This window comes from Prosthecobacter sp. GW821-HT29F12 (assembly GCF_058803405.1).
Genome location: NZ_CM179517.1, coordinates 5,081,702 through 5,105,092, shown reverse-complemented (window position 1 = coordinate 5,105,092; position 23,391 = coordinate 5,081,702). Strand labels below are relative to the sequence as shown.

Below are 23,391 nucleotides of genomic sequence, written 5' to 3'. Positions count from 1 at the left end.
CGTCATTCTTCCGGCAGTTTTTCAAAGGCGGTGACGATCTTTGCAACGCCGGGATAGCTGCCATCGATGGTGGCATTCCAGGCGATGCCGAGCCAGCCGCCGGTGGTTTTCATGGAGACGTTGGTGTTCCAGTGGCTGAGGCCAGGAAGACGCTTGTGTTCCACTTTGCCGCTCACGGGATCAATGCTCGTCAAGATGGTCTCCCACCTGCGCAGGGGATCTTTGCGTTCCGCCGCAGTCTCTGCCTGGCGCACCCAGGCCACCCACCAACGGCGGGCCGCCCAGACGGGAGCTGATGAAGTGGGGAAATCATAGATCGTCGCCGGCTCACCGAGCAGCACGGTCTTGCCGGGTGAAAAGCCTTTCGTGGCGGCGGTGGAGAACATCAGTTTGACTGAAGCCGATGGATCCACGCGCTCGTCGCTGGTCCAATCGTAGCCTAACGCAGTCCAGGTGAAGCCTGCCCATTCACCAGCCAAAGTTGCTTCGTCAACCATCGCAAATTTTGCCGGGTCGAGGGGCAGGGGCTGTTCGACTTTCTGCCCATTCGTTGTTCGAGTCAGAACAAAACGTGTTTTGCGTGAGCCTGGCACTCCAAGGGTTTCCACCTTGATGGCATCGGCAGGTGGGGGCGGCTCCGGGCGTTTGACCAGGATTTGATGGCGTGGAAGCAGGAGTTTTCCCTCTGGAGAGAAGACCATGCCCCATTCCAGAACCTGGGTTTCCACGCGTGTGATGAAATGGATGGCGAATTTGCCATCCTCGATCTCCACACTGGGGCTGACGTCCCCATGTGGATTCATGTGAGCCTGAGTGATCAGCGGTACGGACAACAGGCAGGCGAGGCCGAGAAGGGCTTTGGCTGACATGGCGCAAGGCGATGGAGCAATCCGTGCTGCGAGCTAAGCCGCCTGCGGGGCGCGGATGTGGGCCCAGCAGTGGACGTGGGGGTCGCCGCGGAAGAACCAGACCATGCTGGGGCCTTCGATCTGCCAGACGTCCCAGATGCCGTCTTTGCCGACGTCCTGGTTTTTGAAGAACGCCATGTGGAGATTGTCGTAGCCGCCGGCTTCGATGTACTTCATGGACTCTTCGCGCTCGGATTTACGGAAGGGTTTGAGGAGATCGGCGATGACTTTTTTGACGAGGTCTTTCTGGTCGGCGCTGAGTTCGGTGAGGGGGATGCCTTCGAGGCCTTTGGTTTTGCCGGTGAGCTTGACGGTGTCGTTGCCGTCTTCGTCGCGGGATTCGCCGAGGAGGGCGAGCTCGCGCTGTTTGCCGTCGAGGGCCTGGAAGACTTCGTTGGCGCGCTTGGCCTGGTACCAGTAGGCGTTGCCGGGGTGGTCGGGCTTTTCATTGAAGCCCTGGGCGGCGTGGCCGTAAAAGATGGGACCGCCGAAGGCCGCGCCTTTTTCGCTGTCGCCATCGCAGCGGCGGGTGCAGTGGCGGCCTGTGAGGACGAACTCGAACTGACTGGTGCCGGGCTGGCCGAAGAGGGCGATGGAGGCGCTGCCGAAGCCGCCGTCTCCCTTGTTGTCCTGATCGAACTGACGCCAGACTTCGGATTTGTACTCGTCGCTGTGGAGTTTGTCGAAGATCTCGCGCACGAGGTCCTGCTGGTCGGGCTTGAGGACGTCGCGGATTTTCTGCGGGGTGATGTGCCAGTTGTTGTCCACCTTGAGGCGGCGGGGATCGCTCCAGGCGAAGCAGAGGGTTTTGCGCTGGGCTTCGTCCATGCTGCCGTAGAGCTGCTGGACGAGGGTTTCAGAAGTGGCGGCTGAAGTGGCGCCGAAGGCGGAGCCAAGGAGGCCCGCGGCGGCGGCCTGCGCGCTGCGGGTGATGAAGTCGCGGCGGTTGACCGCAGGGGTGAGGGGCGTGTTCATGGCGCGGTTGTACCAAACGTGGCTTTGAATGGGAAGTTTTTGTTTTCCCTGCGCCATTATCGCAAACGGGCATAAAAGTGATGCTGAAATGGTATTGCAGGTGGCGTACCAGCAGACAGCATTCATTCGTATTGAAGTTGTTATGCACATGAACAGTACCCACGAAGTCATCATCATCGGCGGCGGTCCGGCCGGAACCAGCACTGCAGCCATTCTCGCAGAGTACGGCCACAAGGTGCTGGTGCTGGAGCGGGAGAAGTTTCCGCGCTATCATGTGGGGGAGTCGTTGATCCCGTTCACCTTTGGACCGCTGGAGCGGCTGGGGCTGATCCCGACGATGAAGAAGTCGCACTTCATGAAAAAGTTCAGTGTGAGCTTTGTGCAGCCTGACGGACGGCGCTCGCAGCCCTTCTATTTTTACAATCGCTATGACCGCGAGACGGTGGCGCAGACGTGGCAGGTGATGCGCTCGGAGTTTGACCAGATGCTCATGGAGCATGCGCGCGGCAGAGGTGCCACGGTGAGGGAGGAGACGACGGTGACGCAACTCCTGAAGGATGACAGCGGCCGGGTGATCGGCGTGGCGGTGCAGAACAAGGACGGCAGCAAGGAGCACCTGCTGGCCAAGCTGGTGATCGATGCCTCGGGCAAGGAGGCGTTTGCCTCCGTGCGCGAGGGCTGGCGAGTGGGCGACCCCTATCTTAACAAGGTGGCGGTGTGGACGTACTACAAGGGGTCGAAGCGCGAAGCGGGCCTGGATGAGGGTGCTACGACGATCGCCTTCGTGCCGGACAAGGGCTGGTTCTGGCACATCCCGATGCATGATGACATGGTGAGCGTCGGCGTCGTGGCCGAGGGCAAGTATCTGAGCCGCGATGGGGTGAAGGATCCGAAGGCGATGTTTGAGCGTGAGATCGGTGAGAACCAGTGGATCAAGGACCATCTTTCGACGGGAGTCTCCACGGGTGAATACTGGATCACGAGCGAGTATTCACGCCACTCGAAGTATGGTGCCTCGCCAGGCCTGCTGCTGGTGGGGGATGCGTTTGCGTTTCTGGATCCGGTGTTCAGCAGCGGTGTGATGCTGGCGCTGAAGAGCGGCGTGATGGCCGGAGATGCGGTGCATGAGGCGCTGGTGGCGGGTGATCTTGCGCCGGAGCGGTTTGCCGAATACGCCGAGTCCATGCGCCAGGGCATCGATAACATGCGCAAACTGGTGTATGCCTTCTACAATCCGAACTTTTCCTTCAAGGATGTGGTGATGAAGTATCCGGATGCCGGTGACGAGATCACCGACTGCCTGTCCGGTGATGTGAACAAGGATTACTCATCCCTGTGGATGAAGATCCGGGAGTTCTCGCCGATACCCGACATCCTGCCCTATGGGGTGCCGATGGCGGCGTGAGCGGAGGAAGATGAAGTGATTTTAATTATCGCGGTGCGTGAGGGCGGGCAACCTTCATCGCACCGTCATGAAAACGCTTCTGCTTCACTTCAGCCTGGTTTTTTGCGCCCTTTCGAGTCTTCAGTCCCGCACCTGGACGGAGGCGCAGACGGGGCGCACTTTGGAGGGTGATTTTGTGAGTGTGCAGGGAAGTGCGGTGGTGGTGCGCACGGGGAATGGCGGCACGCTGCAGCTGCCGCTGGCACGGCTGAGCGAGGCTGATCAGACCTTTGTCAAAGAGCAGGGAGCGGCTGCAACGAAGCCTGCGGCGGCGAAGGCGGAGGAGAAGGACGATGTGAAGAAGCAGCTCATCGGCACGTGGGATGGCTTCATGGCGGACAGCGATGGCTCCAAGCATGGGGACATTCGGCTGGTGATCACGGCGGATAAAATCACCGCTTCGAATCCGCAGGGGAACCGAGAGATGGGTGCGGGAACGTACAAGATTTCGGGCAAACGCATCGATGCCACGGGGACGGAAGGGCAGTTTGCCGGTAAAAAGTACGAGGGCATTTTTGACCTCGACAGCAAGACTTTGAAATGGTGCTCGGCGAACGACAACCCGAACTCCACCCGCCCCACCAAGCTGCAAACGAATCCGCAGGCAGGACAGTTTCTCATGGTGCTGGAGAAGAAATAACGGGTTTCACGATCGGCATCGCCGCGTTTCTTGGCCTGCATGCGCCTCCTCGTCATCGAAGATGAAATCAAGGTGGCCCGCTTCATTGAGCGCGGGCTGCGCGAGGAGGGTTTTGCAGTCGAAACAGCACTGGATGGCGAGGCAGGGCTGGCCAAGGCGAGAGACGGCAGTTTTGATCTGATCATCCTCGATGTGATGCTGCCGCTGCGGGATGGTTTTTCGGTGCTGCGTGCGCTGAGGGGGGCGGGTGTGTCTACGCGGGTGCTGATGCTCACTGCGCGAGATGGCGTGGGGGACCGGGTGCTGGGGCTGGATCTCGGCGCGGATGATTATCTGGTGAAGCCGTTCGCCTTTGCGGAGCTGCTGGCGCGCGTGCGTGCGCTGCTGCGGCGGAGCATTGCTGAGGAGTCTGCGCTGCTGCATGCGGCGGATGTGCAGGTGGATCTGCGTGCGCGGCGTGTGACGCGGGGTGGGAAGCTGGTGACGCTCTCCTCCAAGGAGTTCGGGGTGCTGGCGCATCTGCTGCGGCGTGCGGGGAATGTGGTGACGCGGGCGGAACTGGCGGAAACGGTGTGGGAAGACCTGCCGAACACGCCGAGCAATGTGATCGAAGTCACGGTTTACCATTTGCGGGAGAAGATCGATCGTGGCTTTTCACCGGCGCTGATCCAAACCGTACGTGGTGCGGGCTACCTGCTGCAAACATCATGAAATCTCTGCGCGCACGGCTCTGCATCAGTTTCACGGCGCTGCTGGCGGCGGCGCTGCTGATGTTTGGTGTCATTGCGTGGCTGGTGGCGCGTGAGGCGATGACGAATGATCTGGATGATTTTCTGCGGTCCAAAGCAACGCTGCTGGGGAGGCTGGTGTCTGCCAGCCGACTGCGGATGGAGCCGTGGATCGAGCAGGAGCTGCAGGTGCAGGAGCGTCATTTCATGCTGCAAGTCTTTGCGGCGGACGGCAGCGTGGCTGGGAAGTCGAGCAATCTGGCGGCCGGGATTCCGCTGAGTGATGAAGCGCGGCGCTCGGAGCATCCTGCGGGGAATGCAGTGATCGAGACGCTGCACGTGGACGGGCGCGCCTACCGCGTGGCCACGCATCCGCGACGTGAGCAGTGGGGAGATCCGGTGACGCTGTATGCACAAGCGCTGATGCCACTGGATGCAGTGCAGGGGCGGGAACGGCGGCTGCTGGTGTGGCTGGTGGGCTGTGGTGTGGCCATGCTGGCTGCAGGGGCGGTGGCGGCCTGGCATCTGAGCCGGCAGTGGCTGCGCTCAGTTTCCAATCTGGAGGAAGCGGCGCGTGGGCTGAGCAGCGCGGAGCTGGGATTGCGGCGTTTGTTTGTGCCTGCGGACGACGCGGAGCTGGCGGCATTGGCGGCTTCGTTCAATCTGCTGCTGGACCGCCTGGAATCCGCGCATGCGACGCAGCAGCGGTTCACGGCGGATGCTTCACATGAACTGCGCACGCCGCTGACGGTGCTGCGTGGGGAGATCGAGGTGGCGCTGAGAAAGCCGCGCAGTGCGGAGGACTACCGGGAGGTGCTGGTCAGTAACAAGGAGGAGATCGAGCGGCTGTCTCGGCTCACGGAAAACATGCTGGCGCTTGCGCAGGTGGATGTCGGGGATGGCATCGCGCAGCGGGAGCTGGTGAATGTGAGCGAGCTGTGCGACAGTGTGATCGCGAGGCTGCAGGGACTTGCGAGTGAGAAACGGATCACGCTGCATCATGAAGATACGACGAATGAACCGCTGAGTGTGAATGGAGACCGGATTGCGCTGGAAAGGGTGGTGGCGAACCTTGTCGAAAATGCTGTGAGGTACTCGCCGGCGGGTGAGCAGGTGACGGTGCGGGTTTCAAAGGCAGCGCCGTGGATTGAGGTGCAGGTGATTGATACGGGCGGTGGCATCGCGCCGGAGCATCTGCCGCACTTGTTTGAGAGATTCTACCGCGTGGACAAGGCGCGCTCACGTGTGCATGGGGGCAGCGGCTTGGGATTGTCGATTGTGAAGGCGCTGGCGGAAGCGCATGGCGGCGGTGTGAGTGTGAAGAGCGTGGTCGGGCAGGGGAGCACGTTTACGGTCAGGCTGCCGATGGCGTGAGGCAGGGGGGAGCGCCAGGCGCTGATCAATCGCCAGCCGGCATAGAAGCGATGCTGAGAGAGTATTTTAGACATTGATCAAAATCGGCATTGATTGGACCGTGAAACTTCTTGGCACCACCTTTCTTTGCGGCGCGCTCTGGCTGGCGTTGATCACGACCATGCATGGTTCGCTGAACCTGAAATGGTTTGCGCCGAAAGTGGCGAGCACGACCAAGGCCGGAGGCAAATTCCGCATCGGCTTTCTGCCGGTGACGTGCCATCTGACCTGCCCGGTCACGGATTTCATCAATCAGCAGGTGAAGGGGCAGAGCAGCTTTGATCCGGTGAGGTTCAGCGGGTGGCCTGAGCTGAAGGAGGCGTTTCTTTCTGGCTACACGCCGGCCACGTTCATCCTGGCGCCGATGGCGATGGCGCTGCGTGAGCAGGGGGTGCCGCTGAAGATTGTTTATCTGGGGCATCGAGACGGCACGGCGCTGATGGTGCACAAGGATTCGCAGATTTACCGCTTTCAGGATCTGCGGGGCAAACGAATCGCGGTGCCGAACCGCTACTCGAACCAGCGGCTGCTTATTTTCCGTGCGTTGAAGCAGGCGGGGATGACGATCAAGGACGTGGAGCTGGTGGAAATGCCGCCGCCGGACATGCCTGCCGCGCTGTACTCCAAGGCGGTGGATGCGGTGACGAGCGGCGAGCCGTTCATGGGCCAGACGGAGATCGACGGCTATGGCCGGGTGCTCTACTTGACGAAGGATGTGTGGCCGAACTTCATCTCCTGCGTGCTGGCGGTGCGGGAGGATTTCATCAAGGATGATCGTGAGACGGTGCAGCGATTGGTGGATGGCATCGCGAGCAGCGGCAAGTGGCTGGACCAGACGATGGACCATCGCATGGATGCGGCAAAGTTTGTGGCGAAGAACTACTACAACCAGCATCCGCGGTTGTTGGAGTTTGTGCTGAGCAAGCCGCCGGACCGGGTGAAGTACACCAACCTCGCGCTGAGGAAGGCGGACTTTGAGGAGATTGAAGCACTGGCGCTAGAGGCCGGGGTTATTCAGAAAGATGTGATCTTTGAAGACTATACAGATGCTTCTTTCGTGCCGGATGACGTGCTGGTGAAACCTTCCACTTATGAAGGACTGAAGGGTGGAGAGGTGCCGCCGAGAAAATAAATTGTCTGAAGCATGAAGCGTTTTTCTTCCATTCTCCTGCCGCTGGCCACTGCGGTGATTTTTTTGATCGTGTGGCACTCACTTGTCCGCCTCTCTGGCAGCGATCTTTTCCCGACGCCCATGGAGGTTGTGAGGGGCATCCAAGAGCTGTTTGAGAAAGGGCTGCTGCTCAAATACATCGTGGCCTCGCTGTTTCGCGTGAGCTGGGGTTTCGGGCTCGCCGTGGTGGTGGGCGTGCCGCTGGGTTTGATCCTCGGCTGGTTCAAACCTGCGTTTCAGGCGCTGAATCCGATGATCCAGATCCTGCGTCCGATCTCGCCCATTGCTTGGATACCGGTGGCGATTTTGTGGTTTGGGATTGATGACACGGCGCCGGTGTTTCTGATCTTCCTGGCGAGTGTGTTTCCGATCACTGTCTCGTCGATGGCGGCGGTGCAGAACATGCAGCTGGTGTATTTGCGTGCGGCACAGAATTTTGGCATCAAAGGGCCGCAGCTTTTTCGGCGGGTGATTCTTCCAGCGGCGCTGCCGCAGATCATCACTGGCATCCGCATTGCGCTGGGCATCGCCTGGCTGGTGGTGGTGGCGGCGGAGATGATCGCGGTGAACAGCGGACTGGGGTATCTCATCATTGATGCGCGCAATGCAGGGAAACGTTATGACCTGGTGGTCGCGGGGATGGTGATGATTGGGCTGATCGGGCTGGTGCTCGACCTGCTGATCCGCCAATTGGAAAAATTTGACGAAGTGAAATGGGGCTATGGACAACGATAAATCACTCATTCATGTCCGCGATTGCTGGAAGTCTTTCCCGGGCAAGAAAGCCGGGGAGCAGGTGCATGTGCTGGAGCGTGTGAATCTGGATGTGCAGGCGGGGGAGTTTGTCTGCGTGGTCGGGCCGTCGGGCTGCGGGAAATCGACGCTGCTGAACATCATTGGCGGGTTTTTCAAAGAGTCTCAGGGAGAGGTGAAGGTGGCGGGAGTGCCGGTGAACGGACCTGACCCACGACGCATCTTTGTGTTTCAGGAGAACGGTGTATTTCCATGGCTCACGGTGGAGGAGAACATTGGGTTTGGCCTCATGTCGCGGCCGGCGAAGGAGCGTGAGGAGCGCGTGGCGCACTACATTGGAATGGTGGGGCTGACGGGATTTGAAAAATCGTATCCGCGTGAGCTTTCAGGAGGCATGCGGCAGCGGGTGGAGATCGCGCGTGCGCTGGCGGCGGATGCGGAGGTGCTGTACATGGATGAGCCGTTTGGGGCGCTGGATTTCATCACTCGTTTGAAGATGCGCGCTGATTTGATCCGCATCTGGCAGGCTGAGAAAAAGACGATTTTGTTCGTCACGCATGACATCGAAGAAGCCGTGCAGCTGGCGGATCGTGTGGTGGTGATGAGCAGGCGTCCGGCGACGGTGGCGGAGGAGGTCCGGGTGGATCTGCCCCGACCGCGTGATCTGGATTCACCGGGTTACCTTGCCGCGCGTGATCGCATCTTTGCCATCATGGGCATGGATGTGCATGGCGCTGGCATGGGTGAAATGAAGTGAGAGGTCAGCGCCTTCACCGGGGTGATTTCTTGACGCTGAAAACAAGGAGCAGAAAGGCAGTGATCGCGCCGATGCCGATGGCGTTTTCGCGCCATGAGGGCGGGAACACCAAGATGTAGCCTGCGTCTTTCACGAGAGCGGCGAAACTGGAGACGCAGAAAGGCATGAGGAAGAGTCGGAAGAGGACCCAAGGGTCGGTCTTGGTGGTATTGCCGGAGGATGGACGTGTGCTGAGGATCAGCGCCGCGCCGATGATGCCACTGAGGCCAAGGGAAGTGAGCCAGATGCGCGGGGTGGGATCGAAATGATTGATGATGCTGAGCGCCCACCAGATGAAGTAGCACCAGAGGATGGTGCGGCCGGTGGAGAGGTTCTGCAGGTAGCGGATCAGGGGCATGGCGGGTGAGGCTTCCTATGAAGCGCATCAGTGCAGGGGCAAATAAGAAGGTCATCCGGTTGCGGCCTTGGCATCGTGTGGGGCGTAATGGGCATGCGCCATGCCATCCCGCCCCCGACTTGTGCTAGTGCTGGGAGACCAGCTTGATCTTCAATCCGCCGCTTTTGACGGCTTTGATCCGTTGCGGGATGTGGTGTGGATGGCCGAGGTGGCGGCGGAGTCCACCAAGGTGTGGAGCGTGAAGGCGCGCATCGCCGTTTTTCTGGCGGCCATGCGGCATTTCCGCGAGGCGCTGAGGGAGAAAGGATGGAGGGTGGTTTATCATGAGATGGGTGCGTATGGGGACTTTGGGCAGGCTCTGCGTGCCAGTGTGATGGAACTGCGCCCTTCCGCGCTGGTGATGGTGAAGGCGGGGGAATGGGGCGTGCAGCGTGATCTGGAGGCTGTGGCTGCGGAGCTGGGGGTGCCACTGGAGGTAAGGGAGGACCGCCACTTTCTTTGCACAACGGCTGAGTTTGCGGAGCATGCCAAGGGGCGCAAACAGCTGCGCATGGAGTTCTTTTACCGTGAGATGAGACAGCGCACGGGGGTGCTGATGGAGGAGGGCAAGCCGGCGGGAGGGGAGTGGAACTTTGATCACGACAATCGCGGTTCTTTTGGCAAAGAGGGGCCGGATTTGCTGCGGGTGCCGCCGAGGAGGTTTGTGCCTGATGAGATCACGCGGGAGGTCATTGAGCTGGTGGAGGAGCGTTTTGCGAAGCATCCGGGCACGCTGAAGGATTTCGACTGGCCGGTGACGGCGGCGCAGAGTGTGGAGGCGCTGGAGGATTTCATCGCACATCGGCTCGCGCAGTTTGGGCAGTATCAGGATGCGATGTGGGTGAATGAGCCGTGGCTGTATCATTCACGGCTGAGTGCCGCAATGAATCTGAAGCTGCTGGATCCGAGGGTGGTCATCGCGGCGGCGGAGAGGGCGTGGCGTGAAGGCAAGGCACCGCTGGCGGCGGTGGAGGGTTTCATCCGGCAGATCCTTGGCTGGCGTGAGTATGTGAGAGGAATCTACTGGCTGAAGATGCCGGACTATGTGCGGCTGAATGCCATGGAAGCGCACGAAGCGCTGCCGGGTTTTTACTGGACTGGGGAGACGGACATGAACTGCCTGAGGGATGCGCTTTCGCAGACGCTGCGCTACGGGTATGCGCACCACATTCAGCGGCTGATGGTGACGGGTTTGTTTGCGCTGCTTTACGGGGTGGACCCGCATCAGGTGCATGAGTGGTATCTGGCAGTGTATGTGGACGCGGTGGAGTGGGTGGAACTGCCCAACACGCTGGGCATGTCCCAGTATGGAGACGGCGGCCTGATGGCCAGCAAGCCGTATGTGGCCAGTGGCAAATACATCCAGCGGATGAGCAACTACTGCACGGGATGCAAGTATGATCCGGCACAGGCCACGGGGGCGAAGGCATGTCCTTTTACGACGCTGTATTGGGACTATCTGCTGCAGCATGAGGTGAGGCTGCGGGGGAACCAGAGGATGGCAATGCAACTCAAGAATCTGGGGAGGCTGAGCGCGGAGAAGAGGAGTGAGATTCAGGAGCAGGCGCGGAGGGTGAGGCAGGGGGGCGGTGAGGTGGGGTGAGTGGCGGAGCTGCAGGATCGAGGACGAGAAGGAGAACGAGGACGAGGACGATTAAGAGGGGCGCTGCGCAGGGGAGGCTAGGTGAGGATGTTCTTCACGACACGGGCGGGTTCGACGCCGGTGAGTTTGAAGTCGAGGCCCTGGGCGCGGAAGGTGAAGCGTTCGTGGTCGATGCCGAGTTGGTGCATGACGGTGGCGTGGAGATCGCGGACGTGGACGGGGTTTTCGGCGACGTTGTAGCTGAAGTCGTCGGTGGCGCCGTAGGTGATGCCGGGTTTGACGCCGCCGCCGGCCATCCACATGGTGAAGCAGCGAGGGTGGTGATCGCGTCCGGCTTCGGGGCTGTCCCATTTACCCTGACCGGCGACGCCACGGCCGAATTCGCCACCCCAGAGCACAAGGGTGTCATCGAGGAGACCGCGTTGTTTGAGGTCTTTGATGAGAGCGGCGCTGGGCTGGTCGGTGTCGCGACAACGGGCGGTGCACCAGCTTGGCAGACGGCTGTGATGATCCCAGTCGGGATGGAAAAGCTGGATGAAGCTCACGCCACGTTCCGCGAGGCGGCGGGCGAGGATGCAGTTCGCTGCGTAGCTACCTGCACGACGTGAGTCGGGGCCGTACATTTCGAAGACGTGATCGGGCTCATCGCTGAGATCGGTCAGTTCCGGCACGCTGGTCTGCATGCGGTAGGCCATCTCGTATTGGCGGATGCGGGTGGTGATTTCGGGATCCTGGGTTTGCTCGAAACGCATCTGGTTGAGCTCGGCGAGGCCGTCGAGCATGCCACGGCGCAGGTGGCGTGGCAGGCCTGCGGGATCGGTGAGATACAGAACGGGGTCTTTGGAATTGCGCAGTTTGACGCCTTGATAGCGGGAGGGGAGGAATCCGCTGCCCCAGTAGTGGTTGTAGAGAGGCTGGTCGCTGGGGCGCTGCATCTTGGAGATGAGCACGAGGTAGTCGGGCAGGTTGCGGTTCAGGCTGCCGAGACCGTAGCTGATCCAGGAGCCGAGGCTCGGCCTGCCGGGGAGCTGGTGGCCGGTGAGGAACTGCGTCATTGCGGGTGCGTGGTTGATCTGATCTGTCGTCATCGACTTGATGAAGCAGAGGTCATCGGCCACGCCTTGGAGATGAGGCAGCCATTCGCTGATGGTGGCGCCGCTCTGGCCGCAGCGGCTGAATTTGGTGAGGCCCGGCAGGATGAGCTGCTTCTGACCCGAGGTCATCGTGGTGAGGCGCTGACCCTGGCGCACGGATTCCGGCAGCTCTTTGCCGGCCCAGGGCATCAGGCCGGGCTTGTGGTCGTAAAGTTCGAGCTGCGAGGGGCCGCCCGAATGGGTGAGGAAGATGACGCGTTTGGCCTTGGGTGCAAAATGGGGAAGGGAGGGCAGGCCGGTGACTTCCTGCTGGGCCATCGAGTGGAGAGCCATGGCGCCGACGGAGACGCCGGTGCATTGGCCGAGGAAGTAGCGCCGGGTGGTGTTGAGGGAGGATTCACTCATGGGTGATGGCTTCGTCGAGGTTGAGAACCAGGCTGGCGACCAGGGTGTGCGCGGCGAGTTCGGGCGTGGATTGCAGTTTGCGTGCGTCTTCGGGATGGACGCGGTAGTGGGCGAGAGCGCGGTCGAGTTCGCGCTGGAGGACGGAGAGCTCTTTGGGGGTGGCCGGGCGGGTCAACACGGACTGATAAAGCAGGGGGAGACGATCTTCGGTTTTCGCGGCGAGCATGCGTTTGGCGAGAGCGCGGGAGGCTTCCATCATGGTTTCGTCATTGAGCAGGGTGAGGGCCTGCAGCGGTGTGTTGGTGCGCGAAATCGCCACTTCGCATGAGCGGCGCTGGGCGCTGTCGAAGAGGAAGGTGGGGGCGATGCTGCGACGCCAGAAGGCATACAGGGTGCGGCGGTGCTGGGCGGCGCCCTGGCTGGGCTCATAGGTGAAGCGGCCCATGAAGATCTCCTCCCACACGCCGTCGGGCTGGTGGGGGCGCACGGGCGGGCCGCCGAGGGCGGGATTGAGCAGGCCGGAGGAAGCGAGGGCGGCATCGCGGATCATCCAGGCGGGGAGGCGGAAGCGGGGGCCGCGTGAGAGGAGGAGGTTTTGAGGATCGGATGGATTGGTATGATCTGATGCCTGCTGGTAGGTATCGCTGGTGACGATGAGCTTGATCAGCTTCTTCACATCCCAGCCGTTCTCCATGAAATCGACGGCGAGCCAGTCGAGGAGTTCGGGGTGGGTGGGGCGCTGGCCTTGGAGGCCGAAGTCATCGGGTGTGCGGACGAGTCCGGCACCGAAGAGCATCTGCCAGACTTGATTGACGAAGACGCGGGCGGTGAGGGGATTTTCTTTGGAGGTGAGCCACTTCGCGAGGCCGATGCGGTCGCGTGCGATGCCTGCGGGCCAGGGGGCGATGGCGGCGGGGACATCGCGCTGGACGACATCGCCTTTTTTGTCCCAGACACCGCGAACGAGGACGTGGGTGTCGCGGGGTTCTTTGCGCTCGGCGAGCACCATGACGTTGAGCTTGCCGGCGGCGGCCTGCACTTCCTTGAGCTGGGCATTGGCGCGATCGAGGGAGGCTTTCGCGAGTTGATAGGGTTCGTGATCTTCCAGGAATTGATCGAGGAGGCGATGGCGGTCGGGTTTGCCAATTGCGAGTTGTTCGAGGGGGGCGGGTCCGATTTCGCGCACGGCGGGGCCGGGCTGATCCGTGGCGGAAACGCGAAAGCTGGCGATGTTGGCATCGCCGTTGGTGGAGCGGTGGCGAAGTTCGAAGATGAGCTCTTCATCGCTTTCGAGCACGAGGGGTTCGGCAAGACCGTAGAGGGCGGTGTGCGGCTGATCTTTGGGGAAGCCCTTCGTGGTCCAGCCGTTGCGGGGATCGTCGTCGAGGGTGCCTTTGACATCGCCGTACTCGCGGGCCTTGGCTTCGGTCTTGGTGTCAGCGATGGCGTATTTGACGAGGATGTCGCGGATCTGGGAACTGCCTTTGCGGCGAACCTGCAGCTTGATGTCGGTGAGGATGAATTCGCCGTCCTTGCCGCGTGAGAGCACGCCGTTTTGTGGCAGCACTTCGAGCTTCAGGCCGGTGAGGCGGGGCAGCTTGATCACCGAGATGAGGCGGTAGTCGTCCTGTTTGGGATTGGGACCGCTGGCGGTGACGATGCCGTCTTTGGCCTGGGCCAGCTTGGAGCCTTCTTGGGATTCCACGGCACCGTGGATGATGTGCCAGGCTTGGAAGCCGTTTTTTACTGCGGCTTGCTGCTCCGTGAGCCATTTCTCAAAGGGTTTTGCGGCATCCGCTTTGGCCTTGGTTTCCACGGGTTTGCGGGCATCGACGAGTTTTTGGGTTTCATCCACGGCACGCTTGGCGTGAGGCGACTGGTAGCTGAGGTACGGCTTCGCAGCCGTGCCAGCGGCACCGTCTTCGTCGATGCTGTTGAAGAAGGCGTGGAGGCTGTAGTAGTCGTGCTGGGAAATGGGGTCGAACTTGTGCGAGTGGCACTGAGTGCAGCCGAGCGTGAGGCCGAGCCAGACGGTGCCGATTGTATTCACACGGTCGATGACGTAGTCGATGCGGGACTCCTCCTTGTCGCGGCCGCCTTCGCCGTTGGTCATGTGGTTGCGGTGGAAGCAGGTGGCGAGTTTCTGCTCGGGGGTGGCATTGGGCAGGAGATCGCCGGCGAACTGTTCGAGAGTGAACTGATCGAAGGGCTTGTTGGCGTTGAAGGACTCCACCACGTAGTCGCGCCAGGGCCAGTTGGTGCGGGAGGCGTCGGACTGGAAGCCGTCGGTGTCGGCGTAGCGAGCGGCATCCAGCCAGTTCATGGCCATGCGCTCGCCGAAATGCGGTGATGCAAGAAGGCGGGTGGCTAGATCCTGGATGCTAGATTCTAGATGCTGGATACCGGAGGCGGGAGGGAGGCCGGTGAGGTCGAAGGAGAGGCGGCGGAGGAGAGTATGAGCGGGGGCTTTGGGGGAGAGCTTGAGGCCTTCTTTAGCGAGGCGGGCTTTGACGAAGAAATCCACGGGATGGCCTTCGACTTTGGCTTTCACGGGTTTTTCGAGGGACCAATGCTTGCCCCACGGTGCGCCTTCGGCGAGCCAGCGCTTCAGAAGCGCGACCTGCTCGGGCTTGAGGGCCGGCTTGTGGGACTTCGGGGGCGGCATGAGCTCCTCGGGATCGCTGGTGACGATGCGAGCCATGAAGTCGCCGGACTTGAGGACTTCGCGCGCGCCTTCCTGGGTATCGAGCCGGAGGTCGGCTTTGCGGTGGCCTGCGTCCTGGCCGTGACAAGAGAGGCAGTTGTCCGAGAGCAGCGGCATCACCTCGCGGCTGAAGCTCACCGGGTCCGCATGGGCGGAAAGGGAGAGGGCGAGGAGGAGCAGCAGATGTTTCGGCATGAGACGCAGCATGCAGAAACCAACGCGGCTGAACATGCAAGGTGCATGCATTCGCTATGGAGAATCCTGAGATTTTTGCGGCGGCAGCCTGCGTAAAAGCAGGCGAGAGGGCGGCGGGAGGCGTAATGCGAAGGCATTCATGAGTGAACAACCCTCCAACAAGCGCCACGGCCTCATGCTGGCCGGATTCATTGTCGTCACGTTCTGCGCGCCGCTGATGAGCGTGGGCTCCATGCCGGGCGCATGGTATGCGGCCTTGCAAAAGCCGTCATGGAATCCGCCGGCGTGGGTGTTTGGCCCTGCCTGGACGCTGCTGTACACGCTGATGGCGGTGGCGGCGTGGCTGGTGTGGAAGCGCGTGGGATTTGGCAAACCGCTGACGCTTTACTTTGTGCAACTGGCGCTGAATGCAGCGTGGACGCCGATTTTCTTTGGGGCGCATCAGCTTGGGTGGGCATTGTTTGAAATGGTACTGCTGTGGATCGCTATTCTGGCGACGCTGTTGAGCTTTCGTCGTGTGAACACCGCAGCCGGATGGCTGTTTGTGCCGTATTTGGCGTGGGTCACGTTTGCGACGGTCTTGAACTTCACACTTTGGAAATTGAATCCCGCATGACACAAAAGAACTGGCTGATCACAGGATGTTCGAGCGGCTTTGGCCGAGCGATAGCGGAGGCGGCGCTGGCCGCGGGGCAGCGTGTGATCGCCACGGCGCGGGATGTGAGGAGCATTGCGGACCTGGAGCGTGCGGGAAGCTGTGAGGTGATGGCGCTGGACATCACGGATGCTGACAACGTGCGCGAAGTGATCGCGGCGGCGGGGGCGCTGGATGTGATCGTGAACAATGCGGGGTATGGGCTGATCGGTGCGGTGGAGGAGTGCAGTGACGAGCAGATCCGCCGCAGCATGGAGACGAATTTCTTTGGGCCGCTGAATGTGATCCGTGCGGCGCTGCCGATGCTGCGGGCGCAGAAGAGCGGGCACATCGTGAACATCAGCGCGGCGGCGGCGATTTCGAACTACCCGGGCTTTGGCATCTATGGAGGAGCCAAGGCGGCGCTGGAGATGATGAGCGAGAGCCTGCGGCTGGAACTGGCGGCGCTGGGCATTCAGGTGACGCTGGTGCAACCGGGGCCGTTTAGGACGGACTTCATCGCGCGAGGTTTGGAAAGGGCGGCGGGAGAGATCGCGGATTATGCGGGCAGTGCGCGCAAGTTTGCCACGTTTCTGGAAACGGTGAACGGCAAGCAGCCGGGAGACCCGGTGCGTGCGGCGGAGGCCATCGTGAAAATGGTGCTGGAGGGCCAGGCACCGCTGCGGCTGCCGCTGGGCAAGTATGTGGTGAAGAAGATGCGGGACAAGGCGGCGGCGCTGACGCGTGAGGTGGAGCAGTGGGGAGAGGTGGCGGTGAACACGGATTTCCCCAGCTGATCATGGCCGTTCACACCTTGCACACGAAGCAGACCATCCGGGCCACGCGGCAGGAGGCGTGGGATTTTTTCTCGAACCCGAGGAATCTGGCGAAGATCACGCCGCCGGAACTGGGTTTTGAAATCATCACGCCGGATTTGGAGCCACAAGTGCGGGAGGGGATGATGATCGCGTACCGCGTGAGGCCGCTGCTGGGACTGCCGATGACGTGGCTGTCAGAGATCACGCTGGTGGAGCCCGGAGTGCGGTTCATCGACGAGCAGCGTGTGGGGCCGTATGCGGTGTGGCATCATGAGCATGAGTTTCACGATCTGGGTGATGGCCGAATCGAGATGGAGGACAAGGCGACGTATGTGCTGCCGTTTGCGCCACTGGGAGATCTGGCGCATGCGTGGCTGGTGCGGCCGCAGCTGGAGCGCATCTTTGCCTACCGTGAGAAAGCGGTGAGGCAGTTGTTCGATTGTAGCCCGAGCAAGGGATGATCGTTTGTTCGACTTGAGTGTGGTTGGCGTTTAAACACCCCCTAGCATGAAGATCCCTGTTGCTTACGAACTGAACGGCCGCCGCCGCTTTCTGCTGGTGCAGGACGGGGAGACGATCAGTGTCGGGCGTGGCGAGACGTGCAGCATTCGACTGACGGGGGAGGCAGCGCAGGAGGTGGAACTGACGGCGCAGTTTGTGAACGGCTGCCAATTCCTCGTGGTGCATCCGGCCAATGGCAGCGTGCCTTATGCGCAGCCGCTGCCGTGGAAGGTCACGCTGGCGGGGATGGAACTGGAACTGCAACGTCCGTTCAGAGCGGAGCAGGGCAAGGCTGGGCGCGAGCTGATTTTGCAAGGTTTGAGCGCGGGGGAAACCCGGCTGGTGCTGCCGCCGGACAAGCCGCTGCTGCTGGGTGCGAGTGATGCCTGTGAGGTGGTCATTCCAGATGCAGGCTGTCCGGATGTGCTGCTGGCCCTTTGGGGGGCAGGAAACAAGCTGCGGGTGCAGGTGCTGGATGAGTCCGCTGTGGTGGGCTGGGTGGGACGCGCGGGTGAAAACGAGGCTGAGCTGGAGCTGCCTGTGAGTTTGAGCATTGGCGGCCGGGTGCTGCTCTTTCGCTCTGGCGAGGCAGCAGCCATGACGCATCCCGTGGCGAAGCCGATGGTGCCTGTGGCGGCAGCACCGCATGCGCCAGCCATTTTGGCGAAGAACGCTGAATATGCGCCCAAGATCATTGCACGGCAGGGTAGCAGTGAGGAAGGCGGGATCCATCTGGTGAAAAAGGAGGAGCAGGCTCCGGCAACCACGGGGCGTCCGCTGGTTTTGCCGCCGCCATCGGTTCTCTCAGCGGATGAAGGGGTGCCGATCATGACGATGGAGGAGGCGGTTCATTCGCATCCCAAGCCCTACACTCCCACGGTATTCCTACTCGCGAGCTGGCTGCAGGTGGGGCTGATTTTTGCCGTGGCGCTGCTGCCCCAGCGGGGGCTGATGACGCCCGAGCAGATCGTGCAGTTGTGGTATGCCGCAGGTGGCATGCTGATCCTGACGCTGGTGCTGGGTCTCGGGGTGCTGCTCAAATGAAGCGTGGAAGCGGCTGGTTTTTTTGAGGAAGGTGTCATACAACGCGGCACGCCCGCGTCACTCAGCGGGAAATGAATGGAACGCGCCATTGCCGACCAGCTCGAAGCCCTGCATCCCGACGCCTTTGGCTGGGCGCTGCACTGCTGTGCCGGCGAGCATGGGCGGGCGGAGGATGTGCTGCAAAACGCGTATCTCAAACTGGCCCAGCAACGGGCGCAGCACGACGGGCGCTCCAGCTTCAAGACGTGGTGGTTTGGAGTGATCCGTTTCACGGCGCACGAGGAGTTCCGACGGCTGCGCTACCGGGAATCCCTGCTGGGCAAGCTGCTGCTGCAGCTCACGGGCGATGCCCACGATCCGCAACCGTCGCCCGCACGAAAGATGGAGCTGGACGAGCGCACGGCCGAGCTGCGGCGCTGCCTGGCGCAACTGCCGGCACGGCAGGCCGAGGTGCTGCATCTGGTGTTTTACCAGGATCTCACGCTCAACGAGGCGGCGGAGGTGATGCGAGTGAGCATCGGCTCCGTGCGCCAGCATTACGAACGCGGCAAAGCGCGCCTGCGCACGCTGCTGCAACCCGAACACCTGCATGAAACCGCAGTCTGACGACGACCTGCTGGAGATTTTTTCGCACGCGCGCCGATGTGATCGGGAAGACGCACCCGCCTGGAGGCCGGAGCTGCTGGAGCGACCTGTGCAGAGGCCCGTCACTCCGTTGCGATGGATTCCGGCGGCGCTGGCGGCAGCCAGTGTGATCGTGGCGGCGGTCTTCTTCACCCGCGCACCAATGCATGAGCCGCGTCTGAGTGAGGCGCTGCCGCCGTTGTTTGAGTCTCAGCCAGGCGAGCTGTTTGCCAGCATAGAGCCGTCACTCATGACTTTCGAAGCGCCTTCCGATTTTCTTTTGCCCGATCATCTCAATCCCTACAACCCATGAAAAAGCTCCTTTGCTGCCTTTTGCTCACCGTCGCCAGTCTGCCTGCTGCCCAAGTCGAAGACTGGCTGAAAAGCGGGCTGCTGCATCCGGACCTGATCGCCTCGGTGCGTGAGCAGCTGGGCCTGACGGAAGAGCAGCAGGCCAAACTCAACTCCCAGCTCAGCGAGGCGCGTGCCCAGGCCGAGCCGCTGGAGCAGGCCGTGCAGGAGCAGAAGAAAGCGCTCAATCATCTGCTGCAGGACCCAAGCACCAGTGCTGACGTGGCGGCGGCGCAGCTGACCAAGCTTCTGGATGCTGAAGCTGCGGTCAAACAGCTGCAGCTGCGTACGCTTATTGGGGTGCGCGATGTCCTGACACCGGAACAACTTGGCAAAGCGAAGAAACTGGGGCCGCCGAAGCTGGCTGCCAGTGGAGGACTGGAGGCGAAAGTGAAGGAGAAAGCCGGGAAGCTCAGGGCTGCGGTGGAAGCCATCGGCGTGCCGCCTACCGAGGCGATGAAGTATCGGGGGGAGGAAATCGAAAAGCTGATCAAAGCCAGTCAGTTTGCCGAAGCCAACAAGGAGCTGGATGAGCTGATGGAAGACTCGCATTTCAAGGAGCTGGACGCCCAGGTGGAGAAGGTGGATTTTGCCAAATTCGAGCCCGGCAGCACCGATGTCGAAACTTTGCGGGAGCGCTACGAAAGCGTGCATGCGGCGGGTCAGGAAATCATCTCTTTGCCACTGCTGCGCGAACTGCTACAGGCCAAGACGGCATTTGAAGCCGCGAAGGAGGCGCAGGACGCCGACAAGGTGGGGCGCATTCTCACCTATGTGGAGGGCAAGCTGAAGAAGTAACCGAGGCGGGAAACTGGATTTAAGAACGGGAAAGCAGCGCTCCGCCTGAGGGTGACGTCGGGGTGAAACCGTAGAAAAGTTTCGTTTGCCTTTGGCAAATTTCCGGCGATAAAACGCCGTAAGTCACCTGTTAAGGGTCAGGCTCAGTCGTTCATCAGGTGATTTCGAATCCGTTGGTGTTCATATACCGATGATCGGGGCTGGTTCTGACACGAGGCAGAGGACGGCACCCAACAACGAAAGATATGAATACCAAGATGTACGTGGGCAATCTGCCCTTCGCCGCTCAAGAACAAGACATTCGTGAGCTGTTTTCACAATACGGTGGTGTCACCGAAGTCTTCCTCCCGATGGATCGCGAAAGTGGTCGTCCGCGCGGCTTTGCCTTCGTGACCATGGACTCCGCAGAAGCCATGAATGCTTCGATCAACGCGCAAAACGGCCAGGAATTCATGGGCCGCAAGCTTGCCATCAATGAAGCCCGCCCACGTGAAGAACGTCCGGCAGGCGGCGGCGGTGGTGGCGGTCGCGGTGGCTACGGCGGCGGTGGTGGCGGCGGCGGTGGCCGTGGCGGCTACGGTGGTGGCGGCGGCGGCGGTGGCCGTGGCGGCTACGGTGGTGGCGGCGGCGGCGGCGGCAAGCGCGGTGGCGGCGGTTTCGACCGTGGCAACCGTGGCGACGGCGGCGACGGCGGCGGCTGGTAACACCTGACCCTGTTTTTGACTTTACGCCCGTGATCCGGTGAGAGCGTTATGCGCCCTCCTGAATCACGGGCTTTTCTGCGTTCACGAACAGAGCAAACACACCGGCGAGCACGAAGGCCGTGGCGCACATCCAGACGCCTTCGTGGAAATCGTGATTGGTGTCATAAGACTTGAGCACCAGTGTGAAGAGCATGGGCATGATGGCGGCACCGAAGTTTCCCCACATGTTGGACCAGCCAAAGAGCTGCGCCTGATTTTTGCCACTGATGTCCTGCATGGTGGTCCACATGGCAGGCAGACCGATATCGCCGAAAAAGGCGGCCATGCCAAAGGCTGCGGCCATGCCCCAGGGAGAGTCCGTCCACAAGGCCAGCACATAACAGCCGGCGGCGGCGAATTTGGTCACGCTCATGGGCAGCATGCGGCCCATGCGTTTGCCATGATGGCGTGTGATGTAGTCGGTAATGAAGCCGCCGAGAGGTAGCGCCACGATGCCAATGGACAGCGCGCCGGTCGTGATGAGGCCGGCGAGGCCTTCCTCCAGATGCATGACTTTCTTGAGATAGTCGGGCAGGGAAAGGATGAGAAAGGCCCAGCCGATGTTGGTGAAAAACTGCACGGCATTGGCCATCCATAGATTGAGGCTCAAGCAGGCGGCCTTGAGGGGAAAACGCCGTGGTGGATCTTTGATGGGCTGGAAGTCACCGCGTCCTTCGGCCAGCAGATCGATCTCTGCTGAGTTGCAGCGTGGGTGCTGGCGCGGGTGCTCACGAAACACGCGCCAGTAGCAGATGGCGACGATGACTCCGATCAAACCATAGATCCACCCCGCCCAGCGCCAGTCGCCAGAGCGCAGAATGACAAAGGCTGTCAGACCCGGCGCCACGGCACCTCCGACGCGCCCGCCCCAGGAAATCATGCTGCTGGCAAATCCGCGTGCTTCAATGTGGGCCCAGCGGGTGAGGAGGCCGCTGCTGGCTGGATAGTAACCCGCTTCGGCGAGTCCGCAGCAGAGCCGGGCGATGAGCAGGGTGGTGAAGCCCAGTGAAAAGCTGGTGGCGGCGGTGAAGACGGACCAGGTGGCAATGTAGATGGTGATGAGGATGCGAGTGCCGAAGCGATCGCTGAGCCACCCGGCGGGGACTTGAGCCAGAGCGTAGGCCCAGAAGAACGCACCTTTCACCCAGTCAATCTGCCAGCCTTCCAGCGCGACGCTTTTTTGAAACGAGTCCGAGGCTACGATCTGTGCCAGACAAATGCGGTCCAGATACATCAGGAAGGCCACCATCGTCGCGGTGGCAAGGATTTGATGGCGGACGATCGTGGGGCGGGAGGTGGAAGACATCGAAGAGACAAGACGCAGAAAATCAGCCAGCCCTAACAGGATTCCGACTTGATGAAGCATCGGAAGGCATGCATGAGCCGTGTATTGCAGCGCAAAAGCGTCCCAATGAATAGACTTGCGCGCCTCGCAGTCTCAACAACTCTTCCCTATCATGACTGCCATCAAAAATCTTACCGCATTGCTGGTATTGAGCTTTCTCGCTTCCGGTGTACTGGGTTGGTTCCTGTTTCAGTCGCACACCGATCTCGCGACTGCGCGTGCAGAGCTGGAGCAGGTTAAATCTGCGCATGCCGAAGAGATGAGTGCGAAGGCGGCTGAATTTCAGCGCACGCTCGACACCCAGGCGGCGCAGCATCAGAAAATGATCACTGCGATCAATGATGAGCACGAGAAGAAGATCGACGAACTGCGCTCGGGCGAGCGCAAGCGCCTGGCCATCGCGGCGAAGGAGTTTGAAAACATTTTTGAGGGCAACAAAACCACGCTGCAGTACATTGACCTGCTGGAGGACAAGGTGAAGGCCGGCCAGTCGCTGTCGAAGGCGGAAGTGGAAAAGCTTTCGATCATCACCACCGGGCTCGGCTACCTGAAAAAGCAATATCAGAAGCCGATGCAGGAGTTTCAGGAGCTGGCGAACTACTTTGACGCCCAGGCCTCCAAGCAAATCGCCAAACCGAAGGGCGGCTTCTTCAAGCGCCTTTTCAGCAGCGACTTCCGTGATGCCGAAAAGGAATACCTGCGACAGGAGGGGGCCAAGGAGGCCTTTGAGCAGGCGCAGAGCAAGTTCTCTGGCACCTACAAGCAGGCCCAGAAGGTCATGGGTTCGGTGAATCTGGATGCGGATGCCCAGATCCAGAAACTGCATGCTTACATCGACGACAAGCAGCAGATGAACGCGGAAGATCTCTCCTCGTTTTTTGACAAGGCTCGCAAAGCGCTACGAACCCATCAGGATGTTCTTGACTTTGAACCGGACGCTGCGCGGCTTCCTGCGCCGAAACCGCAGCCCTGAGGTCCGCTAGGACGATAGGAAATTTTAGGTGAATTGGTGCGAAACGCCGGGGATTAGAGGTGTCATGGAGGTGCTGCGCAAGCAACTGTCCCAGCCATTCAATGAATGGCCATGGCATGGGTATGATCCTACGCAAATTGTAGGTTTTTGAAGGCACCGAGGGCTCCAGGAGCTGCGAGTTGATCGCAATTAACGCTCCTAAATAGTAAGAGAAAACCGAAAATATAGGCTGCTAATACGCCAGCATAAATTTTCGCAGGAAATCGTGAACATATTCTTGATGTCGACCTTCCCAATCCTTTACCATCGACACCCTCTCCTAATTTAAATAAAT

23 protein-coding genes are annotated in these 23,391 nt (G+C 60.8%); 17 read left to right on the top strand and 6 right to left on the bottom strand.

Features of this window, described 5'->3' with window-relative positions; genetic code table 11:
* Positions 1-2: 2 nt before the first annotated feature.
* Complete coding sequence (locus AC3RLQ_RS21025) at positions 3-869, bottom strand: hypothetical protein (protein WP_493030594.1); 867 nt, start codon at positions 867-869, stop codon at positions 3-5.
* Positions 870-902: 33 nt separating this feature from the next.
* Complete coding sequence (locus tag AC3RLQ_RS21020; RefSeq protein WP_493030593.1) at positions 903-1,883, bottom strand: DUF3500 domain-containing protein; 981 nt, start codon at positions 1,881-1,883, stop codon at positions 903-905.
* A gap of 148 nt (positions 1,884-2,031) precedes the next feature.
* On the opposite strand from AC3RLQ_RS21020, the gene AC3RLQ_RS21015 reads away from it, so the two are divergent.
* The 7 genes from AC3RLQ_RS21015 to AC3RLQ_RS20985 all read left to right on the top strand — a co-directional run bounded on the left by AC3RLQ_RS21015 (position 2,032) and on the right by AC3RLQ_RS20985 (position 8,789).
* Positions 2,032-3,288: an NAD(P)/FAD-dependent oxidoreductase gene (locus tag AC3RLQ_RS21015; RefSeq protein WP_493030592.1), complete on the top strand. Its 1,257-nt coding sequence runs from the start codon at positions 2,032-2,034 to the stop codon at positions 3,286-3,288.
* 67 nt (positions 3,289-3,355) lie between these two features.
* Positions 3,356-3,967, top strand: coding sequence for a hypothetical protein (locus tag AC3RLQ_RS21010; protein WP_493030591.1), 612 nt, complete (start codon positions 3,356-3,358; stop codon positions 3,965-3,967).
* 39 nt (positions 3,968-4,006) lie between these two features.
* Positions 4,007-4,678 (top strand): response regulator, encoded by a 672-nt coding sequence (locus AC3RLQ_RS21005; RefSeq protein WP_493030590.1) that lies wholly within the window; start codon positions 4,007-4,009, stop codon positions 4,676-4,678.
* Positions 4,675-6,069, top strand: a complete 1,395-nt coding sequence (locus AC3RLQ_RS21000; protein ID WP_493030589.1) for a sensor histidine kinase — start codon at positions 4,675-4,677, stop codon at positions 6,067-6,069. The genes AC3RLQ_RS21005 and AC3RLQ_RS21000 overlap by 4 nt, the downstream gene beginning before the upstream one ends.
* Before the next feature lie 100 nt (positions 6,070-6,169).
* Entirely contained in the window at positions 6,170-7,240 is a 1,071-nt protein-coding gene (locus AC3RLQ_RS20995; protein WP_493030588.1) for an ABC transporter substrate-binding protein, read from the top strand.
* Between the two features lie 12 nt (positions 7,241-7,252).
* Complete coding sequence (locus tag AC3RLQ_RS20990) at positions 7,253-8,014, top strand: ABC transporter permease (protein ID WP_493030587.1); 762 nt, start codon at positions 7,253-7,255, stop codon at positions 8,012-8,014.
* The gene (locus AC3RLQ_RS20985; RefSeq protein ID WP_493030585.1) at positions 8,001-8,789 is read left to right on the top strand and encodes an ABC transporter ATP-binding protein; all 789 of its coding nucleotides are present in this window, start codon (positions 8,001-8,003) and stop codon (positions 8,787-8,789) included. Before AC3RLQ_RS20990 ends, AC3RLQ_RS20985 begins: the two co-directional genes overlap by 14 nt.
* Positions 8,790-8,802: 13 nt before the next feature.
* On the opposite strand, the gene AC3RLQ_RS20980 is transcribed toward AC3RLQ_RS20985, so the two are convergent.
* Positions 8,803-9,186: a hypothetical protein gene (locus tag AC3RLQ_RS20980; RefSeq protein WP_493030584.1), complete on the bottom strand. Its 384-nt coding sequence runs from the start codon at positions 9,184-9,186 to the stop codon at positions 8,803-8,805.
* Positions 9,187-9,286: 100 nt separating this feature from the next.
* Between AC3RLQ_RS20980 and AC3RLQ_RS20975 the strand changes: the two genes are divergently transcribed.
* Complete coding sequence (locus tag AC3RLQ_RS20975) at positions 9,287-10,828, top strand: cryptochrome/photolyase family protein (protein WP_493030583.1); 1,542 nt, start codon at positions 9,287-9,289, stop codon at positions 10,826-10,828.
* A gap of 77 nt (positions 10,829-10,905) precedes the next feature.
* On the opposite strand, the gene AC3RLQ_RS20970 is transcribed toward AC3RLQ_RS20975, so the two are convergent.
* Together AC3RLQ_RS20970 and AC3RLQ_RS20965 are read right to left on the bottom strand one after the other, a co-directional pair.
* Entirely contained in the window at positions 10,906-12,327 is a 1,422-nt protein-coding gene (locus AC3RLQ_RS20970) for a DUF1501 domain-containing protein (RefSeq protein ID WP_493030582.1), read from the bottom strand.
* Complete coding sequence (locus AC3RLQ_RS20965; RefSeq protein WP_493030581.1) at positions 12,320-15,262, bottom strand: PSD1 and planctomycete cytochrome C domain-containing protein; 2,943 nt, start codon at positions 15,260-15,262, stop codon at positions 12,320-12,322. Before AC3RLQ_RS20965 ends, AC3RLQ_RS20970 begins: the two co-directional genes overlap by 8 nt.
* A gap of 103 nt (positions 15,263-15,365) precedes the next feature.
* Here AC3RLQ_RS20965 and AC3RLQ_RS20960 point away from each other — a divergent pair, with 103 nt between their 5' ends.
* From AC3RLQ_RS20960 to AC3RLQ_RS20925, 8 genes are all read left to right on the top strand, one after another.
* Positions 15,366-15,842 (top strand): TspO/MBR family protein, encoded by a 477-nt coding sequence (locus AC3RLQ_RS20960; RefSeq protein WP_493030580.1) that lies wholly within the window; start codon positions 15,366-15,368, stop codon positions 15,840-15,842.
* The gene (locus AC3RLQ_RS20955; RefSeq protein ID WP_493030579.1) at positions 15,839-16,657 is read left to right on the top strand and encodes an oxidoreductase; all 819 of its coding nucleotides are present in this window, start codon (positions 15,839-15,841) and stop codon (positions 16,655-16,657) included. The genes AC3RLQ_RS20960 and AC3RLQ_RS20955 overlap by 4 nt, the downstream gene beginning before the upstream one ends.
* A gap of 2 nt (positions 16,658-16,659) precedes the next feature.
* Positions 16,660-17,139 carry an SRPBCC family protein gene (locus AC3RLQ_RS20950; protein WP_493030578.1) on the top strand — a complete coding sequence of 160 codons (480 nt, stop codon included), beginning with the start codon at positions 16,660-16,662 and terminating at the stop codon, positions 17,137-17,139.
* A 46-nt stretch (positions 17,140-17,185) separates the two neighbouring features.
* Positions 17,186-18,223: a hypothetical protein gene (locus AC3RLQ_RS20945; protein WP_493030577.1), complete on the top strand. Its 1,038-nt coding sequence runs from the start codon at positions 17,186-17,188 to the stop codon at positions 18,221-18,223.
* 75 nt (positions 18,224-18,298) lie between these two features.
* The gene (locus tag AC3RLQ_RS20940) at positions 18,299-18,829 is read left to right on the top strand and encodes an RNA polymerase sigma factor (RefSeq protein ID WP_397384986.1); all 531 of its coding nucleotides are present in this window, start codon (positions 18,299-18,301) and stop codon (positions 18,827-18,829) included.
* Entirely contained in the window at positions 18,813-19,160 is a 348-nt protein-coding gene (locus tag AC3RLQ_RS20935; protein ID WP_493030576.1) for a hypothetical protein, read from the top strand. Before AC3RLQ_RS20940 ends, AC3RLQ_RS20935 begins: the two co-directional genes overlap by 17 nt.
* Complete coding sequence (locus AC3RLQ_RS20930; RefSeq protein WP_493030575.1) at positions 19,157-19,996, top strand: Spy/CpxP family protein refolding chaperone; 840 nt, start codon at positions 19,157-19,159, stop codon at positions 19,994-19,996. Before AC3RLQ_RS20935 ends, AC3RLQ_RS20930 begins: the two co-directional genes overlap by 4 nt.
* A gap of 245 nt (positions 19,997-20,241) precedes the next feature.
* Complete coding sequence (locus AC3RLQ_RS20925; RefSeq protein ID WP_493030574.1) at positions 20,242-20,700, top strand: RNA recognition motif domain-containing protein; 459 nt, start codon at positions 20,242-20,244, stop codon at positions 20,698-20,700.
* Positions 20,701-20,746: 46 nt separating this feature from the next.
* On the opposite strand, the gene AC3RLQ_RS20920 is transcribed toward AC3RLQ_RS20925, so the two are convergent.
* Positions 20,747-22,045: an MFS transporter gene (locus AC3RLQ_RS20920; RefSeq protein ID WP_493030573.1), complete on the bottom strand. Its 1,299-nt coding sequence runs from the start codon at positions 22,043-22,045 to the stop codon at positions 20,747-20,749.
* Between the two features lie 151 nt (positions 22,046-22,196).
* On the opposite strand from AC3RLQ_RS20920, the gene AC3RLQ_RS20915 reads away from it, so the two are divergent.
* On the top strand, positions 22,197-23,057 hold the full coding sequence (locus AC3RLQ_RS20915; protein ID WP_493030572.1) for a hypothetical protein: 861 nt from the start codon (positions 22,197-22,199) through the stop codon (positions 23,055-23,057).
* The last annotated feature ends 334 nt before the right edge of the window (positions 23,058-23,391 follow it).